The organism is Thalassoglobus sp. JC818, assembly GCF_040717535.1.
Lineage (GTDB): Bacteria > Planctomycetota > Planctomycetia > Planctomycetales > Planctomycetaceae > Thalassoglobus.
In genome coordinates this window covers 234264-252919 of sequence record NZ_JBFEFI010000003.1, presented here as the reverse complement: position 1 = coordinate 252919, position 18656 = coordinate 234264, and the positions used below count along the sequence as shown (strand labels likewise).

12 protein-coding genes are annotated in these 18656 nt (G+C 51.1%); 5 read left to right on the top strand and 7 right to left on the bottom strand.

Features of this window, described 5'->3' with window-relative positions; genetic code table 11:
• Positions 1–82 precede the first annotated feature (82 nt).
• Positions 83–973 carry a GDSL-type esterase/lipase family protein gene (locus tag AB1L42_RS08885; protein WP_367053473.1) on the top strand — a complete coding sequence of 297 codons (891 nt, stop codon included), beginning with the start codon at positions 83–85 and terminating at the stop codon, positions 971–973.
• A 93-nt stretch (positions 974–1066) separates the two neighbouring features.
• On the opposite strand, the gene AB1L42_RS08880 is transcribed toward AB1L42_RS08885, so the two are convergent.
• Together AB1L42_RS08880 and AB1L42_RS08875 are read right to left on the bottom strand one after the other, a co-directional pair.
• On the bottom strand, positions 1067–1645 hold the full coding sequence (locus AB1L42_RS08880) for a sigma-70 family RNA polymerase sigma factor (RefSeq protein WP_367053471.1): 579 nt from the start codon (positions 1643–1645) through the stop codon (positions 1067–1069).
• 53 nt (positions 1646–1698) lie between these two features.
• Complete coding sequence (locus AB1L42_RS08875; RefSeq protein ID WP_367053469.1) at positions 1699–5121, bottom strand: serine/threonine-protein kinase; 3423 nt, start codon at positions 5119–5121, stop codon at positions 1699–1701.
• Between the two features lie 382 nt (positions 5122–5503).
• Here AB1L42_RS08875 and AB1L42_RS08870 point away from each other — a divergent pair, with 382 nt between their 5' ends.
• Positions 5504–8392 carry a hypothetical protein gene (locus AB1L42_RS08870; protein WP_367053467.1) on the top strand — a complete coding sequence of 963 codons (2889 nt, stop codon included), beginning with the start codon at positions 5504–5506 and terminating at the stop codon, positions 8390–8392.
• On the top strand, positions 8364–9200 hold the full coding sequence (locus AB1L42_RS08865; RefSeq protein ID WP_367053465.1) for a hypothetical protein: 837 nt from the start codon (positions 8364–8366) through the stop codon (positions 9198–9200). Before AB1L42_RS08870 ends, AB1L42_RS08865 begins: the two co-directional genes overlap by 29 nt.
• A 648-nt stretch (positions 9201–9848) precedes the next feature.
• Here the strand turns inward: AB1L42_RS08865 and AB1L42_RS08860 are convergent.
• From AB1L42_RS08860 to AB1L42_RS08845, 4 genes are all read right to left on the bottom strand, one after another.
• Entirely contained in the window at positions 9849–10790 is a 942-nt protein-coding gene (locus AB1L42_RS08860) for a DUF1731 domain-containing protein (protein ID WP_367053463.1), read from the bottom strand.
• Between the two features lie 145 nt (positions 10791–10935).
• Positions 10936–11466 carry a hypothetical protein gene (locus AB1L42_RS08855; protein WP_367053461.1) on the bottom strand — a complete coding sequence of 177 codons (531 nt, stop codon included), beginning with the start codon at positions 11464–11466 and terminating at the stop codon, positions 10936–10938.
• A 115-nt stretch (positions 11467–11581) separates the two neighbouring features.
• A complete protein-coding gene (locus AB1L42_RS08850; RefSeq protein ID WP_367053459.1) occupies positions 11582–12937 on the bottom strand; it encodes a DUF1552 domain-containing protein in 1356 nt (451 codons plus the stop codon).
• A complete protein-coding gene (locus AB1L42_RS08845; RefSeq protein ID WP_367053457.1) occupies positions 12934–15432 on the bottom strand; it encodes a DUF1588 domain-containing protein in 2499 nt (832 codons plus the stop codon). Before AB1L42_RS08845 ends, AB1L42_RS08850 begins: the two co-directional genes overlap by 4 nt.
• A gap of 450 nt (positions 15433–15882) precedes the next feature.
• Here AB1L42_RS08845 and AB1L42_RS08840 point away from each other — a divergent pair, with 450 nt between their 5' ends.
• Entirely contained in the window at positions 15883–16278 is a 396-nt protein-coding gene (locus AB1L42_RS08840) for a DUF4345 family protein (protein ID WP_367053455.1), read from the top strand.
• Positions 16279–16320: 42 nt separating this feature from the next.
• Here the strand turns inward: AB1L42_RS08840 and AB1L42_RS08835 are convergent, their stop codons facing one another.
• Positions 16321–17583, bottom strand: coding sequence for a PQQ-binding-like beta-propeller repeat protein (locus AB1L42_RS08835; RefSeq protein WP_367053453.1), 1263 nt, complete (start codon positions 17581–17583; stop codon positions 16321–16323).
• Positions 17584–17753: 170 nt separating this feature from the next.
• Between AB1L42_RS08835 and AB1L42_RS08830 the strand changes: the two genes are divergently transcribed.
• Entirely contained in the window at positions 17754–18593 is an 840-nt protein-coding gene (locus AB1L42_RS08830) for a PP2C family protein-serine/threonine phosphatase (RefSeq protein WP_367053451.1), read from the top strand.
• The last annotated feature ends 63 nt before the right edge of the window (positions 18594–18656 follow it).

Sequence of the window (18656 nt, the reverse complement as noted above, 5' to 3'; positions counted from 1 at the left end):
ATCCTTAAAGGTGGCGGGATTTGAAGAACGCATTCGGTAAGTAGTCTAGTCAAATTTCTCTACCTTTGCCGAGGATGTTCTCATGGGCACAAAGTGCTGTACTACTACGATTTTCACAATCGCGTTGATTCTGTTCGGATATCGGGCCACCGAAGCGCAAGTTGACACTTCCCGTTCCTATTCATTTGGCGACAGCTTGACTGATAACGAATTCGCGTACTTATTCTTTCCACCGGAACTCAACCTGAATCCAGCGATCTATGGTGCTGATCCATTCGAGGGGATGTTTCAGAAGGCAGCTGGTCAAAACGACATTCTCATGAACTTTGCAGCCGCTGGAGCCACCTCAGCTCAGGTCTTGGAGGTCGTGAAGGGATACGTCGCTGCAAGGAAAGCTGACGCAATCCCCCCTGCGACACTCATCAGTCTTGAAGCGGGAGGGAATGACTTCCTGACAACTGAAAACATCTTTGCCCTCTCGAGCGCTGCTCCAGGCGAAAATGTATCTGTCGACCAAATTGTTGATGATATCAGGAAGAATCTGATGTCAGCTTTACAGATGCTACGCAAGTCTGACAAACCGCAGTTCGTGCTATGGACCGTTCCTGATGTGACGCTCATACCTTATGTCCTTGCCTTCGGACTATCTGAGCTGCAGACAGCCAACTTGCGTGGTCACATCATGCGTTTGAATCAATTCATTCGTGCCCAGGGAAATCGCGCGGACATTGCGATCCACGACCTTGCATCTGTGTTGCTGGCCGTTTCACTTTACCCTCCGACTGTCGGTGGCATCCAACTTGATCCCACTCCTGATTTTGGTGAAGCGAACGACATCTTCGCTGATCCATTTCACCCAACTGCCGTGAGCAATGCTCTACTGGCGAACGACATGATCGAAGGTTTAAACAAGAACTTCGGTGACGACATTCCATATTACACCGAGTCCGAGCTTGCGGACCTCACAGATTGATTGAGCGGAACCTTAGGCGGGCCGGATGAATGGCCGTTCTCTCGCAACGCTGAGTTGAAATTTGTGCGGGGGAGCGGCCAAACCCCATAGTACTTACAACCCGTTCTCCCACTTGCGTCGGATGAGGTGCAGGCGTCGTTCGACAGTTCGCAATGCAATTCGGAAACGCTGGGCGATCTCTGGATTCGTGTAGCCTTCAAGCTTTGCGACAGCGAGTTCACGCAAGTCAGGTGACAGCTTCCCCAGTTGAGCGTCTAATTCTTCGGCTAAACTTGCAGCAACGGCTTCTTCACTGGGATCAGCTGGCAGGTTATGAATCCCTGCCTTCTCGTTATTCGGATTGATAAATCCAGACTCCGCGGTCACCGGCCGTCGTGACTCATACCGTTTAAAGTCAATTGCTTTTCTCGTCGTAATCGCAAACAAAATTCGCCACAAGTCGTTCTGGTCATTGAGATCAGGGAATCTTCCCAAGCGAGCCGCCCTGCAAAAGCTTTCGAGAGCACTCAGAGCGACATCCTCTTCATCGGCCATCTTGCGTGGGACGCCTTCGAGCCGTTTTCTTGCCAGTTTGACAAGGCGTTGATAACACTCGACCCACAGTTTTTCGACCGCCTGACTGTCGCCTTCTTTGAGCTTCTCAATACAATTGCGGATCGATCGATCATTCATCTATGCTGACTTTGTAGTTTACTAAACTCCGCAAAAGCAGGTGGAATCGCAATTCAGTCTTTAGATTCCAGGAGTGTCTCATGCCTATTGCTGTCGTTCGAAATCGTCATGTCAACACCAAGTTTTTGTTTAACTTCTCGATGTAAGGGGATCGAGATCAGTTCATTAATCGGAGTGGAACGATAGATCTCAGGAAGCACATCGGAATAGGCTCGAGCGACCACGAAGCTTTGCGCAGCGAGATCCAGCTCTCCCAACTCATAAAGCCTGAGTGCGTCCAGAAGACTTAAGACCTGCAATTGACTGAAGTCGTTCTTCTTCTCATGAACCCTGATGCGTTCAGAAAGTTCTTCCAATTTTCCGTCTCGAAGTAGCGCTACCATGAGGGGGTATTGAAAGTCCCACCGATCACCGTTTTCCGAATGTGGACGCGCGGCCTTGACCAATTCATTAGGGTCATCTTCTGGAGAATTGCAAACTGCGAGCGCCAATGCCATTTGTGCCTTGGTCCAATTGTCATCCGAGCTATTCAAGAATTTTCGGCACAACTCTGAATGCTCCCTAATTGATTTACTGTCATTTACGACCACAGCCAATATTAGACCTCGTGTCGAACTCCACGGGTTATGCGGATATCTCTTGATATATTCATTCAATGATTGCAACGCGGCTTTCCAGCGACGTATCCGCATTAACAATTCGACCTGACTTTCCCGTGCTTCTTGATCTTCCGGGTTGAGCTGAATCCGCGAGGTCGCATCTTTCAGCGCGATTTCAATCGATTGAACTTTGCTCAGCACAGCGTCTTCAATGAATTCTGGATGAAGCGCCAACTGTGAAAGTTCTCGAGAACCCCAGACCCAATAGTGACCACTTCTTGTCGATACGGCGATTTGCTTGCCGCTAGGACTCCATTTCGCTGCGGTCAATCCGGACTCATTTGGATGAACAAGGTGAATCAACAGATCTCCAGTTGCGCAATCCCAGATTGCAAGCCTGTTATCTGATCCGGTCGATAGAAGTCGTGTGCCGGATGGACTGAACGACAGACTAATTGATGGACTTCTCTGATCATTCAGTTCTGCAACGACCTGGAATGTGTGAGCATCAAAGATCAGGATTTGATCTCCACCAACTGCGAACAGCCTTCCATCAGGCGACCAGGCTGCATCCCGACGACCATCACTGCTGCTTCCTTTCCCGGAATCAAAGACGAGTTTTCCGGTCTTTTCGTCGATGAGAGTGATTCTTTGGGCGGACACTGCGAGAATCATTGTGCCATCCGGACTATAGTGCGGGGAGAACCATTTCCCGACGGGGGCACTTGTCGCAACAGACGCCTGCTGTGGTGGGGCAAACACTCGCACCCGATCGGAGCCGACGGCCACATGATCGCTTTTCGGATTCAGCGAGAGAGTTGGACAATCTCCTGCGCTGGTAGAGATGCGAACGCTTTCGATTCCCTCCTCAAGGTTCCAAAATGAAAGTCCTTCCGCGTCAACTGAGATCAGGGACTGCGATTTTTCATCCCATTCAAGATCGTGAACGAGATTGAAGTCCGCTTGCTGAAATTGCCGTACCAACTGGAGAGTTGTCGAGTCCCACAACTTCAACAATTTGTCATCACCTGAAGTAATAATTTGGTTTCCGTTAGGTGACCAATCCAAGCCTCGAACTGCGCCTTCGTGGGCACTAATTCGATTACCTTCTCCAATGTTTTGAGGCCTATGTTCGATCTCATCCCAAAAGAAATACCACTCCCATCCTCGAAAATCGGCCTGCCCTTTTGTCGGTATTGAACTCATCAGAAGTGATTTCAAGTACTCAGAATCCTTTTCGATCCAAGCCACTTGCATCATTTGAAGCTGTGCGACATATCGTTGCCACTGATTGCTTCTTTGCTCACGCTTGAGCTTCTGCGTCTGAATCTCTTCAAGATGCATTGCTTTGATTGCTGCAGTTTTTTCGCGTAAGGCACGATGAGTCGCGACTTCGGCCTCACGCCTTGCAGCCCTCTCGCTTTCAAGTAGCTGTCTGTTTTTTGCCAGCGCCTCTTCGACTCTTGCAAGTGCGACACCTGCACGAGCCTCATGTGCAATTGCCGCCTTTCGAGCCTCAGCTTCGGAATCGGCTCGCACGTTGGCTTCAATTGCGAAGTAAGAACTTACTAGTGATCCGGTAAGCAGAGAAAGGCTGATTAGTGCTAGTAAACCTGAGGTGCGAGGGTTGCGTTGGACCCAAAGAAGTGACTTTTTCATTGTTCCAACACGCCGAGCGTGTATCGGTCGATTTTCAAGGAATCGCTGTAGGTCTTCAGCGAGTTGCTTCGCCGAAAAGTAACGTTGCTCGATCCGCTTTGAGAGACACTTGAAGCAAATCGTTTCCAGATCCTTCGGAACGCTAGGATTAAGTGATCGCAGTGGCAGAGGCTCATGCCGCATCACTTGCAACATCGTGTCAACAGCATTGTCTGCAACGAATGGAGCACGACCGGTAAGAGAAGCGTACAGGATTGCACCCAGCGACCAGACATCGGTTGCAGAACCATACTGATCGGATCGACCAGCGGCTTGCTCGGGAGACATATAGCTCGGAGTTCCAAGAATTTGGTTAGTCGGGGTAAGTTCTTTCAGTGAATTTTCGGCAGAACCAACGTCGTAAAGTTTCGCCAATCCGAAGTCAGTGACTAACGGAACTCCCTGGCGATTCAAGAGTATGTTCGATGGTTTCAGATCTCGATGAATTGTCCCCTTCTCATGAGCAAAATGAACTGTCTCAGCAATCTTCGAGACGAGAGACGCAGCATCTTTGGGATGGAGAGTCTCTTTCTGAATCAATTGAGCAAGACTTTGACCGTCAACAAAATCCATCGTGAAGTAGTGTCGGCCTTCAAACTCACCGACTTCATGAATCGCTACAATATTTGGATGATTCAACGCCCCTGCCGCACGTGCCTCTCGCAGGAAACGCTCGATCTCTCTATCACTCGCGAAATGACCTGAAAGAATCATTTTCAGGGCGACGATACGGTTCAATTTCTGCTGGCGAGCCTTGTAGACGACTCCCATTCCTCCGCGTGCAATCTCTTCAAGGATCTCGTAATTCCCGACATAACGGACGCGTTGACCAATCAGTCGAGATGGAGGCGTCCCAATTGTAGTGAGTCGTGTTGTGTCAATCCGTGGTAGAAAGTCCTCGATCGCATGCTCGACGGCGGACGAATACACAGCGAATTTCGTGCGGTAGTCGCCGTATGGGACCGATTGACCCTGATCCCGGATGTAAGCAAATTCGATAAGAAGCAATTCATAGAGGAGATGCTCTCGGTTGTCGAAATTGACTTCGGTTAGAAGAGACTCAATCTCAACGGGTTGGCTGGACTTCCAGAGATCTTCAAAAGCGACACATACCTCGTCGATCTGCTCGAGTGATTCAATCGGAAGCGAGGCGTCACGAGCGACCTCAGTTTTCGACATATCGAGTCTGCCTACATCTGGTGATGAAGTTTTCCCAAGATATCTACCGCTCAGCGAAGAAAAGACCCGCCATTAAATATTCAGTTTCGTCATTACAAGGATAGCTGGAACAACCGTCGAAAATCCACTTCGAATCGTTCAGTTCAATAGGAAAAAGACAATGGAGGCGTACTCCGACACGATCGCTGGTATGACGAACAGGTGCCACTCTCAACTCAATATGCGATTCAATATCCGCTGGCCAATCAGTCCTCGAACAATCTTCAATTCAAATTCTGGCAAAAGATGGCGGGCCGGTTAGGTTGTTTACGGTAAGAGTGATATGCAGTCGATTCCTCTCTTGCTTTGAACCATCTTGAACTACTCACGACAAGAGGCAGTCATGTCGAAACGCTGCAACAGTCACAATGTTGGGATAGCAACGATCCTCTCGTTTCTCCTTTTCGAAGGTTCGATCAACACTTTTGCAGATGGTCCTCCTGACCCGCTTGGTGACCTTTCGAATCCAGGGGAATCGAGAGTTCAGGAGGCTACGATCATTGATCACCGAATTTCATCCTCGTCGAATGTCACACCTGCGATCCTGGAGTTAGTCGCTTATTCCGGGGAGCCTTTGAGTGTCGGCAGGATTCACCTCAAGCTCGCTGACATCACAGAGCTTCGGAACGATCGAATCGCAGTCCTCACCAAATCACACGAGCGACCGATTCTCTATTTCACTTCAAAAGTCGAAAAGGCTTCCCCTGAAACGCAGTCTGAAGCTGAAGTGATCTTCTTATTTAAAGGAAAAGAGCCCTTCTCGGTAACGCTAACGGGATTCGGCGATCCAATCGAGATTCGAGTTTCCAGAGTCATCGATGACCAGCGAGCACATCGCGATCTGCTGAAGAAATGGTGGTTCTATTTTACAAACGATGACGTTCTTACTGTCGCAGAAGAACTGGAGACGGTTCGTGATTATTTTCTCGACATGCTCGCCCGCCGAATGCAGCTGGAAAGGCCAAACCGCAGGCGTCGTCGTCGCAGCACCGATCTCGAGCGCCAATTTGAACGTTCGGTCGAAATGCTGTTTGGGTTTGAGTCAGTTCGACTCGCCATGATGACAGATGAAGAAGTTAAACAATCGAGGCAACCGGAAGAAGCGATCTATCCTCTCCCTCGTCCAATTCAAATAGCGAGCGTTACGACTCCATTTTTGGGCAGCAACTTCCAGGTCGAACCAATTGCATCGGCGGTCCCGCCGGAATGTTTCTATCTTCGATGCGGACGGATTCAAAACTACCTTTGGGTTCGGGATCTACTGATGGGCTGGGGTGGCGGCATGTCGGACATTGTCGCCGTTAAAAATGTCGATCCCGAGCTCCGCTCTCGATACGAACGGCAGTTATGTTTCAGCCCCCGCCAAATCGTGGAAAAGGGCATTGACGAAGTCATTTCGGATTGCGCTCTCATCGGAACCGACCTGGAATTCGAGAATGGGGCTGGGCTCGGTATTTTGTTCGAATCTGATCATGAAGATGACGTTTCTCGCATATTGGGGATCGGATGGCACGAAACCAAGAATCAACTTGGGCTGAAACAGACATCAGAGCAATATCAGGGACGAAACATCTGGAAGGTCTCCACTCCCGACAATCGGATTCGCTGCCTCTATACATCAAGAGGGAAATACAGTCTGTTGACAAACTGTCAGCATCTCGCACATCGTTTTTTGGACACCGCCGAATCAGGTCGCGGATTAGGAGGACTGCCTGAGTATCAATATGCCTGCAGTCAAGTTCCGAAAAATCGCAACAAAGTGGCATCGATCTATTTGTCTGATCCGTTCTTCCGCAGCGTCACGACTCCTGCATATCGCATTGAGAATGCTCGGCGCAAGCTCGCCAGAAGGGACTTAGAGCAACTCACCTTGGCCAGGTTCGTAGCTTCAGCGGAAAGTCATGCCGATCAATCGCTCGAAGGTCTCGTTCGTTCAAGGTTTCTCCCGAGCTTCTTTCTTGATCGGGCTGACGGTTCGACTTCGCTCCTCCTTGACGATGGCGTTGTCGATTCCCTCCGAGGTGGAATTGGAACGTTTCTTCCCATTGCAGATGTTCCGGTCAACTCAGTGACGAAAGAGGAGCTCAACTCCTACCAACAGTTTACGGCCGCATATTCACGTCAATGGAGGCGAGTGGACCCAGTAATTGTGACGATTTCAGCAGAAGAACCTCCAGCTGAGGGCCAGAACCGTGTTCTATTGGACATTGGAGTCACACCCTATGCCCGTCAGGAGTACGCATTCCTTACGAGATATCTGGGCGAGGAGCATCGTACTCAAACTGTCAAGAAGAGTGATCTGCTAAGCCTTTCCGCCACACTGAAGAACTTTCCAGAACCTTATAACGTTCGCCTTGGAATTCAAGATGACGAGGTCCCATTTCGAATTAGGGATGGAGTTGTCGAGCCGATGGGGAGGTTTGAAGGAAGTTCATTTGGCAGGCAGAACAGTTACGCAGCAATACGCCCCGGTGGACTCCAAGGTCTCAAACTGCTGGAACAGTTTGCATCCAATTTCCAAAATGAGATTGCACCTAAGAACTTTATTCGAATCCTAGTTAAGCACATTGCGAAAGCTGTGCGCGTTTCGCAATTCGTGTTCGCAACGCCCACTCAGCGACTGGTCTTGCTCTTTCAATCCATGGCTTCATCCGATAGGGCGCGACAGCTGGCTAACATTGATCGGAAGGAAATTGAGGCTGGCAATTGGTCAGTTTACGGGCAAAGTGCTGCAGTTCGAGATCAAGTTTTCAATGAACTTGCCTTGGAGTCAACGTCTCGATCGGCACAAGTGTTCTTTGCTCTCGACGATGTCCGATCATCACAGGTTTTTCCCTATCTTCGAACGTCCCGCTATTACCAGTGTAAACAAGACAGCGACGCAACAATCCAATTTTTGAACCGAACCTCGATGTGGCTCAACGTTTCGGTCCAACGCGTACGCGACACATTGGAAAAGTCAATTGGCGGAAAAGTCGTCTGTGCCGCAGGCGGCACGATTCAGCAGCTCCAGAGCGAAGCTGGACTCGTCGTACTCACATCGACAATGACCAAGCTTAATGGAGATGACCCTGAAATCGTCGTCCCGGAAGCTTATCGATTCGAATTCCTGGAGTGGCTCCGTCGACTGGAAGTTGAATTTACGCTGAAGGCAGAAAAACTGCACGCTCGAGTTCAGGTCGATTACTCGAGTCCAGACCAACATGATACGTTGCACGTGCTGGTCCCATGATTCTTACGGCTCGGGCCAGTCTGCCACATATTTGCTTTTTGGAGAAGAAAAACCGAAACAATTTGAAGGAAGATCAATGAATCGCCATTTCTATACGTTAGCAGCAGCGTCCATACTAATTGTTTCAAATCTTCAGACAGCAAAGGCTGATATACTTCTGTATGAACAGGCGCCTTTCAACAACGTGACAGGGTTCAGTTGGACTTCGGATTTGGACAACGGAGGCAATGGTTTTCAATCCTTCGACAATTTCGAGCTGACCGCCGATTCGATGATCACCAACGTTCGCTGGCAAGGTTTTTATTGGGACTCAATCACTCCAGGAAATAATCCTGTTGTTGCTGAGACTGTGACCTGGGACATAAGTTTTTGGTCTGACTCCGGAGGAGAACCTGGTGCTGCGATAAAGACCGAAAACTTTTCGGTCGCAAGTATCAACAGCACCTTTCTGTTTAATGGCAACTTTTCCGGAGACAGTGTTCCGGTATTCGAGTTTGAGGCACACCTCAGTAGTCCGATCCAAGTGAATGGCGGGCAGACTTATTGGTTTTCTACTCTCTCTCGATCTGTCTCATTCAATCCGCTCTTTTCTTGGAAAGCCGGATTTGGGCCTGATGATCTCACAATTCAGGATATCCTCCCGTCGGGAGAAAGACTTGTTCGTCAAGGAGATCGTGCGTTCGCTCTAGAAGGACGAGTCATTCCAGAGCCAGCCAGTCTTGTCTTATGGGGTCTAGGTGCAGTGTTGATGGTTGTAATCACGCGCGTGCGATGGAGAGCGGAAGACTGGCTTCCTATCAAGAATTAACGTGGGTTGATGGCACGCAAATGGCGGTCATCAGTCTCACGAGTTAACGCCGTAAATGGCCTGAAGGTCAGCTTGCAGCCGCTCGTGTGGATGCGTACGGATTTCAACGAGTCCCTGCAAACTGCGTATCGGTGTCCATAACTCATTTCATTCGAGTTCTCCGGCAACTCGCATCGGTCTTTTCGACCGCTGCAGATTGTGCAGATCGTCAACGTGCTCCGAACCTGCACAACGCCGCTAGTTGATGTCGCAGATGAGGCACACCGTGCTACTGACTCCTGTGATTAGTTGGTCAACATGCAATAGAACAGATCTCACGGCCTTCTATCCGAATCGCCTACCGAGAAGAATGCCCACTCCAAAGTCTTACAGAAACTATTCACCCCCCGCTCATAGTTTTCAAAGTTCATTTTGTCGAGAATTGACCTTCCCGCTATGTTCACCTAACTTGAACCTCAGGTTCAGAAAAATTTATAAGCCCCAAGGTGGCGAATTCCGCGACCGTGGGGTTTTCTTTTGGGCTGAACGAGAGAAACGCAATTAATTCCTGAGTTCACGCAACAGTTTACTTCGCCGATCAGGTCTTCGCAGCAACAGTGGGATGATCTCAAACTGAGGCGTTTGGTGCTGCAGGCAATTCTCGGAGCTTCAGCTCAAAACGTCGTGCAATGCCTCTCGAATGGTTGGCTGGCAGAATTGAAACGATTCTTCTTCGAGGCGCCTGGAATGGACGTACCGGCCGTAGAGTGCCAAATCTGGATCTGTTCGTAGAAGTAGTTTTGCACCGATTCGGACCATCCACGAAGCTGCGGGAAGGCCGATCGGCATGCCCACTGCTCGACGGAGCTCCCGCATGAATTCAGCCTGAGAGACTGGATTCGGAGCTGACGCGATATACACGCCCTGCATGTCAGGGTTCGTGAGTCCTCTTTCGAACAGCCTGTTCATGTCCTCATAGTGAATCCAGCTCATTCCCTGCGATCCGCTTCCAACCGTCCCACCGAGGCCGAATCGAACCAGCGGAACCAACTTGTTCAGAGCGCCACTCCCCGCACCTGCATCTCGTCCCAATACGAAACTGGTCCTCAGAATCACAGCACGTTGCGTCGGTAGAAGACTCTCATGGAACGCTTGTTCCCAGGCCCGTCCGACGTCTGGGGCCAGACCGTACCCGAGGGCTGTGTCTTCATCGCAAAGCAAAGTCGGTGGATCCCCATAAATGTGGGCTGTGCTCATCTGCACCCATATGCTCGGCGGAGACGAAAGAGTACGCAGGGCTGCTCCAAGAATTCGTGTCGATTCGACTCGCGAACGCAAGATTTCATCCTGATGATCTGGAGTCTTTATGCAGTCAACGCTTCGGCCAGCGAGGTTAATGAGACCGTTCGCTCCGTTGAGTTGCTCCACCCAGTCGCCCAGAGTTCGTCCATCCCATCGATGATGTTTCCAAGGCCCGTCGACTCTCGGCAGAGTCCGTGAAAAGAGCACAACGGATGCTCCACGATCAGCAAGATGTCTGGCGAGTGACAGCCCGACGAAACCACTCCCGCCAGCAATCACAACTTTTTGCTTCTCAAGTGGTCCGCGCATCCGGTGAACTCCGATGGATTTTCTTCACCGAATCAACCGTCCTCCAGAATTGAATTTAACCGGATCGTCGAATCACACGCGGGATGTGGTGTGTGCTTCTAACTACCTCAAAACCGAAATGTATCAATCGTCATACCAGTTGAACCTAGCTTTTGATGTCTTCGATCATCCAGTTGACGTAAAAGTTGAGCACTTCGCCGATCGTACATTTTGAGGAAAGAGCTTTGCCGACATCGTAGAAACCTAAGGGAGGGACCGGGCCGAAAATGCATTCCGAAACATGTGGGATTGGTCGCCGCTCGATCTTCTTCTCCAAGGCGGTTTGAAAACAGAGGGGGCTCAAGTCATCAAATGGTCCCCAAAACAGAAGAACTGCCGGGTCGTCTGGATGAGGGCAAAACTGATCAACTCCTTTCCAGAAGCAGACCGTTTCCTGGAGTGCTTCGAGAACGATCTGATGTTCATCGTGAGCTGGCCACTCGAAACGCTCCCCGCTACGTGCCTGGAGTTGGATTTCAATCTGATTCGCGATCTCGTTTTGTGACTTCCAATAGGCACTGCCCGTTGCGAGTTCACAAATTGATCGAAGTATCTCTCCCGCAACTGGGATGCGATCATAGAAATCTGGCTTCCTGCTTGGAGGTGGCCAGGGTGCCGGATATGTGATCGGCGACATGCTCTACACCCGGAAACATTGAAAAAGGCGATTGCGCTGACATGTGTCGCGCAATCGCCTGGTGAAAGCGTTTTGTATTGAAGCAAGTCCTCAGCTGAACAGGCTGAGGTGCTGACTACGCAATTCCAGTGAGGACACCGTCGTTGCAGAAGTCTGGGTTTCCGAACGAGTCGACCGGATAGCCCATAGCTTCACAGAAGCTCATGAGCAGTCGGTTGTGCGGCACGCTCTTGAAGTCGTGAGCGACGCCGGTCTTCCAACCGAGTCCTCCACCGACCATCACGAACGGAATGTTGTTGCGAGTGTGTGAGTTACCTTTACCCAACTCGTTGGTCCACACGATCGTTGTGTGATCGAGCATTGAGCCGTCCGCACCCGGTTCTGGAGTTTCGGAGAGCCGTTTAGCGAGATAGGCAACCTGCTCACAGTACCAGGTGTTGATCTTGATCAGCTTTTCGTAAGACTCTTCATTGCTGTCAGGTTCGTGAGACAGCGAATGGTGGCCTTCTTCGATTCCGAGCCACTTCATGCGAGGCTGCCCGACGCTGTTCGTGATCTGGAACGTGGCGACGCGAGCGAAGTCTGCGGCGAAACCGTTGACGAGAAGATCGATCTGCATCTTCGTCAGAAGAGGCATGTTCTCATTCTCTTCTTCAATGTTCGCTGGAAGTGTTGGCACTGCGTGGCCAGCTTCTTCGGCCGTCTGTGAAACTTCCGACTTCGAAGCCGAGAGTTCGGTCTTCAAGTCTTTCTCCAGCTGCCGCGTCAACTCCATGTGCTCTTCAAGAAGTCGGCGATCTTCAGTGCTGATCATCTGCGACAAGCGGCGGTAGTCATCCTGCAGACCGTCCAAGACGCTGGCGAGCATCTGACGGTTCTTCTGCTGGCCGTACAGCTTGTCGAACATTTGGTAAGGATTGTCGATCGGAGCCATTGGCTGGTTTGCGCCGGCGTAGGACATGCGTGTCCATGTATCGGCTCGATCGGGAACCATCACGCCGAATTCCAGCGATCCGAACCGTGTTTGAGTTCGTGGATCTGCCTGCAGTTTCCCTTTAATGAACTGGTCAACAGAAACACCCATGGACCAGCCAGCTGGCGTGTCCGAACCGCCCTGGATGTCGCCGGGGAACAATTCGATTCCGGTCAACAGGCAGCCGATCCCGCGCATGTGTCCGTCGCCGTCACCCTTGATCCGATTGCAGACGCCGTGCATCGTGATCACTTGATCGCGGAATGACTCAAGCGGTTTCAGAATTCTTTTGAATTCGAAATCAGCGCCGAGCTTTTCCGGCCAGAAGTGATCTGGAATGACACCATTCGGGCTGAAAACAAAGATCAGCCGTTGACGTCGATTTGGAGCTGTTGTCAGTGCAGATGCCAAGCTCGGTAGCCCCATAGCGAGTTGAATACCCGCTGCGCTTATTCCAGCCTGTTTCAAAAATTCACGTCGTGTGGAGTAGTGAGTCATTGGATTTCGGTGGGCTTGGAGGAGGATGTGGAGGGAGGCATCGCAGCAATGACTGCGACTTCAACAAGGAGGTTCTGCAAATTATAGTTTCCCATACGGAACACCTCAGTCAAGTGATCTTGGGTTTCCGGTCCGTAAGCGGCGATGGGTTGCTTCACAAAATGCTGGAACACACGGTTGACGAAAGCACGGTGAGCGTCGTCACTTTCCGCGAGGTATTTCGCCAAATCTTCCGATCCGGCAAATGTCGTTGTGTCTCCGGTTCGATCCGTGTAGCTTCCGGAAGTGTCGATGGGCTTCTCTGCTTCCATTTGTCTGAATCGACCAACGGTGTCAAAACTCTCTAGCGTAAAGCCCAATTGATTGATCTTTACGTGACAGACCTGACATGAATCCGGGCTGGTCTGAAGTTCAACTCTTTGACGAGTTGTCAGTCCGGGATGAAGGTCTGGGCTGAGAGGCGTGAAGGCTTCATTCGGCGGTCGCAATGTTCGTCCCAACATATAGCGGACGAGGAAAACCCCGCGGTGAATGGGGGATGTTGTATCGGTGTAAGCCAAACCAGTCATCAGGTAAGGATGAGAGAGGACGCCCTGATTGTACGGGAAATTCGCTTTCACTTTGAAGAATTCATCGACGGGCTGTAAACCGACATATTCGGAACTCTTCGATTCTGATTCCGATTCTTCTGCCCCAGTTTCGGCCGCTGTCTCTTCAACTTCGGGACGTGACCAGCCTTCCCCGTAGAACGCGGCCAAATGATCGCTCGAGTACAGAGAATCGGCAGAGAACAATTTCCGGTAATCGCTTTCAGAACTCAGAATCACGTCATCGAGCATCGCATGGAGCGAGTCCCGGAGATCAGCAACGAGTTCTCGATCAAAGTCCGGATACAATTCACTGTCTTTGGAGACTTCGGCAAAGTGGCTGAGATTGAGCCACTCCTGAAGCATTTCCCGAGACTTCGCCTCGCAGCGGTAGTCTCGGACCATTTTCTTGGCCATCTGCCGAATCTGGTCTTCTGTTTGCAGCTTGTCCTTTCGGGCAGCTTCGATCAGATCTTTGTCGACGGGTAGGGAGTCAAAGAGCGTCAGGGCTAGCCTGTTGGCGGCTCGCTGACTCTCCGAACGGTCTCGATCGAGGGAGGGATACAAGAAGCGTGGTGACTTCAGGATCGCCAGGAGGCAACGCTTGATTGCCAAGGCATCGTCTTCAGTCGCATCGACCTGTTCGTCAACATAGAACGTTCGTTCTTCATCGTTGAGCGGACCTCGGAACGCAACTTCCGCGATGTCCAAAACGAATTTGCGGAGCTTCGACCGATTTTCATCAGGCTCTTTCGATCGACTTCGCTGGTAGTTCGGCCACAGTTCGTTCACAGCAATTGTTGCAAACTCAACAGCTGCTTTTGTCGTCGATTCGTCCCAGCTTCGATCAATCGCCAAACCACGATCAAAACCGTAGCTGCGATCGTCAGGAGGAAGATTCGCTTGCAGAGCGAATGTGGCTGGTGGCGATGTGGGGATCAAATTGCGAGTAGGGATGATCTCTTCGACTCCGTGGGGTGGAACCCAGGAGAGACTCACGACAACCGGTGGCTGTTCGGTCTTTCGCTCTCGCTGATAGAGATCGATTTCGATGGGGTAAACTCGGCCTGCGATCAGCGTCAATGTTTCTCGAAACTCGGTCTTGTCGCCTGACTGGACGTGGTTGTCGATGAACTCTCTGCCGAATCGACCGAAGTCCATTTTGAATGCGGCCGTCGATCTCATGACGATTTCATATCGCCCTGTCTCATCGACTTTCAGCCCTCCTCGCCATTGTACGTAGAAAGCTTCCGAGCCAATCCCCTCGCCGGGACTCTCTTTTCCCCAGTCGAAATGAATGACGGGATCAACGCGTTCGATCTTGAGTTCCTCTCTCTTGTACCTCGATCCGTTGAAGTACATCGCATTCAGGCCGCGTTTGTTTTCGCGCCACATGCTGTCGCGTCCGTGACCGTAGAGGTCTGCCAGACTCTGCCTGACCTGATTCGTGGTCAAGTGAGTCAACATCACCTTCGGCGGGCGGTTGCGCAGTCGAGCCGCTTCGCTGTAGAACGAATGATGAATCCAGGTCGCGACAGCCAGTGCGTCCTCGCCATCGCAGACTTCCGGCTCACCTTCGGGCATCGTTTTCGTGATCACATCCGCGAGCTGTCCAATCGTCTTATCACCGACCAGCGGAGTCGCGTACGAGTCTGCAACGCCCTCTCCCGTGTCACCGTGACAAATCGCGCAAGACTCCATCCAAATCGCCTGCCCCTTGGCCATCAAAGTATCAGCCTCGCTGACCTTTTCGCCTGTGGCAGTTTCGTCAGCTTGCAACGTCGAGGCTGAAAGCATCACGGCCAGCAACGCCACGGCAACAATTCTCACCTGACTCACGCTCCGGAAGAGAGATCGAGCGGGAATTGGATTCGAGCTGTAATGGAACTCTGTTCTTAGGGCAGACATGTGCAATCACTCTAATTGCGCAGATTATGACGTTCAGCAACATGGAGGGAACAGCCAGCGAGTCCGCAAAGCTGTTGATATGTTGAACTTACGCTGCGTGGTGGGTGAGATCGGAAGGCAAGTCCGTTCCCACTATTATACCATTTAAATGCGAAACGGCAATCATTGAGTTTCTCTGATCGGACGACGGGCCAGCATCGAGAGTCCAGTCGAAGTTGTTGATCACATGGCGCGAACCGTCCCTCCTGACTGAAGCATTCACCGCATATTTCTCAGAACGAAGTGAGATCTGGAACAACTGGCTAGGCTCCATCCAAATTGAATGACAGCAATGGGATGCTGTCTACGATTCAACGGACTCTCAAGTTGAGATGATCTTTTAAGCGGTTTTGCTTGGATGAACTCAGCGTCTGCATCAGCAGCGTTTTGATAATCGGAGAGGGAACTGGAATGACGACTGTATCGCGATTCTTTTTGGCAGTGCTTGGTTTCGCCTACATCGGACTGGGAGTCTGGTGCTCGATTGCCCCACAAGCCACGTCAGACTCGGTCGGCTTCGTACTTCAGCCCGGGCAAGGCCAATCAGAATTTTTGACAGTGTACGGCGGCCTCGAAGTCGCCTTAGGACTCATTTTCTTGTGGCCACTCCTCAAACGAGACGACACCAGAATTTCGCTGGCGATCTGCCTTGTCGTCCACTCCAGTCTCGTCCTGTTTCGGTCGATCGGCTTTTTCATCTACACCGGCTTTGAGACGACGACGTACTCCCTCGCCGCTACGGAATGGGTCATTTTCTTGATTGCAGCGATTCTCTTTTCGAAGTCAGAACCGAAACTGGAAGAATGAATTCACAAACTTGAACACTTTCATCCAGGAGTGCCGCCGCAATCACTCGTCCTCCGTGGCCCAGCGAAACAGGCTGACAGCATTCAGCTCCCGAACAATGACATCATCTCGATGAACAGCGAGGTGAGCCCAGGCTTCACCTTCGCATACTTTTCTTTCATCGAGCAGTTCGAATTCTTCGGGATTCGCCTTGAGCAACAGCAACTGTCCTCGTTCATCGAGTGCCAGAATGCGGTCGTTCTGGGCAATCATGCTGCAATACTTCCCGTACGGTGTGGACGTCCATTTGCGTTCACCCGTCTTCAAGTCGATGCAGGTAAATCGCTGGTTTTGTAAATGCAGGTAAGCATGCCCGTCAATGACAACCGGAGTCGACATGTAACCCATTGCGTTGTTATCCCACAGTTCATCGCAGGTGAACTTCTCGCCAGCCCGGGATAACTGAAACAACCACGACTTGTTCTGATAAGTGCTGGTGAACACGCCATCTTCGAACGGCACGGGAGTTAAGATGTTCATTCCTCGAAAGCTCGGCACCTCCTGTTCCCAAAGTACGTCACCAGTCGCGGGATCAACCCCTGCGAGTTTCTGCCGAGTCTGTACAACAAGCTGACGTTTCCCAGCGAGAGTCGTGATGATCGGCGAGGAGAACGCACTGTCCATCATGCCGCCATCTTCGATCAGTACACGCCAAACAATCTTCCCATTCTTCTTATCGAGTTTAATAAACGAGCCACCAGCTTGGACGTAAAGCCAGTCTCCATCGAGTAATGGTGAACTGGCAAAACCAAACGACGGCAATGGTGTCTGAAGCTGCGAGACGAAGTCGACTCGCCATTGTTCTTCACCAGTCTCTGCATTTAAAGAAACGAGAACATCCCGCATTCCAGCGACAAACAGGCTTTGACCATCGAACGCCGGTGTCGATCGAATCCAACTTCCGTTCGCAGCAGCGAAAAACGGAACGGTCATCGCGCCGGGCCACTTCGCTCTCCAGAGTTCATCGCCACTGCTGCGATCAAGAGCGTAAACCACCTCGAACTCTCCGTTCTCCGTACCGGTCACGAAAACCGCGGAGTCAGAAACAATCGGCCCCGAGTAACTCGGAGGCAATTCAATCCGCCACTTCCGCTTTAATACATCCTCACTTAGGGAATCGGGCCACTGCTTCCCTTCGACAATGCCATCTCGTTGAGGCCCACGCCACTGATTCCAGGCTGGCAATGCGTCCTCAGCGACGAGTGAAAACTGACCGCTAAGCGCAAACAACGCGACGAGCGATCCTGTGAGGAGATGCTGTCTCATTCTTAGTGGTTCCTCTTCCCGTGCGAATTTGTAATCGTGTTTCCGGGCCGCTGTTTGTTTTTTTCACCTGACGACTTGAGTCGTGAAGCGAATCGCGCACTGTCCCAACTTTCTCAAGCGACTATAGTCTTGAAAGAAATCCCAACCACATTGAATCGAGATTGCATACCATGGCCGAAGCTGTTCGCGAAACGATGCAATGCATGGAGGTCTGGGGTGGAAACAGCTCGACATGGTCCCACTTCAATGTTCCTGGACTCGATCTCTGGGTTTACTCCGAGCCGCTCGGCTCTGATGACCAAGGGGGCGACGTCTACTATCTCTCCTCGTGTGCATCCGGACGAACGACTCGCCTGCTCGTGGGAGACGTCAGCGGGCATGGAGAAGAAGCGTCGCCGACGGCGGAATCGTTGAAGCAGATTGTGCGGCAGAATGTCAATCTGATTGATCACTCTCGACTTGTGAATTCGGTCAATCAGGAATTCGAGCGAGTGTCAGCGATTGGCAGATTCGCGACAGCTGTCGTTGGCACCTACTTCCTGCCGACTCGTCGACTGACAATTTGCGCAGCTGGCCACCCGCTGCCACTGAAATTCAACGCTCTAAAAAAAATCTGGGAATGCTTCGCTTCAGACAGCAACGAACCTGTTGCGAACAATCTGCCCTTCGGGATCGATGAAAACCACCCTTATCGGTCGACTGCTTGCCGTCTCGCTGAAGGCGATATGGTCCTCTGCTATACCGATGCATTGTATGAATCGTACGACGACGCAAGCGATACTCAACTCAGAACGGACGGATTGCTCGACCTGCTCAATTCACTCCCCGAACAAACACCTGAGTCGCTGATCCCTGCTATCCTTGAATCGCTGAAAAAACTCAGCCCACGCAACCTTCAGGATGATGATGTCACAATCCTATTGACTCGAGCAAACAAGACTCGAGTCTCATTCAAAAATGAAATCCTCGCCCCTTTTCGATTACTCAATCGCCTTACGGGACGAAGCTAACAACGAAACCACGGCTCAACTCGCGATCTTAGAATCTTCAAGCTTTTTGCTTTCCTAATGGAA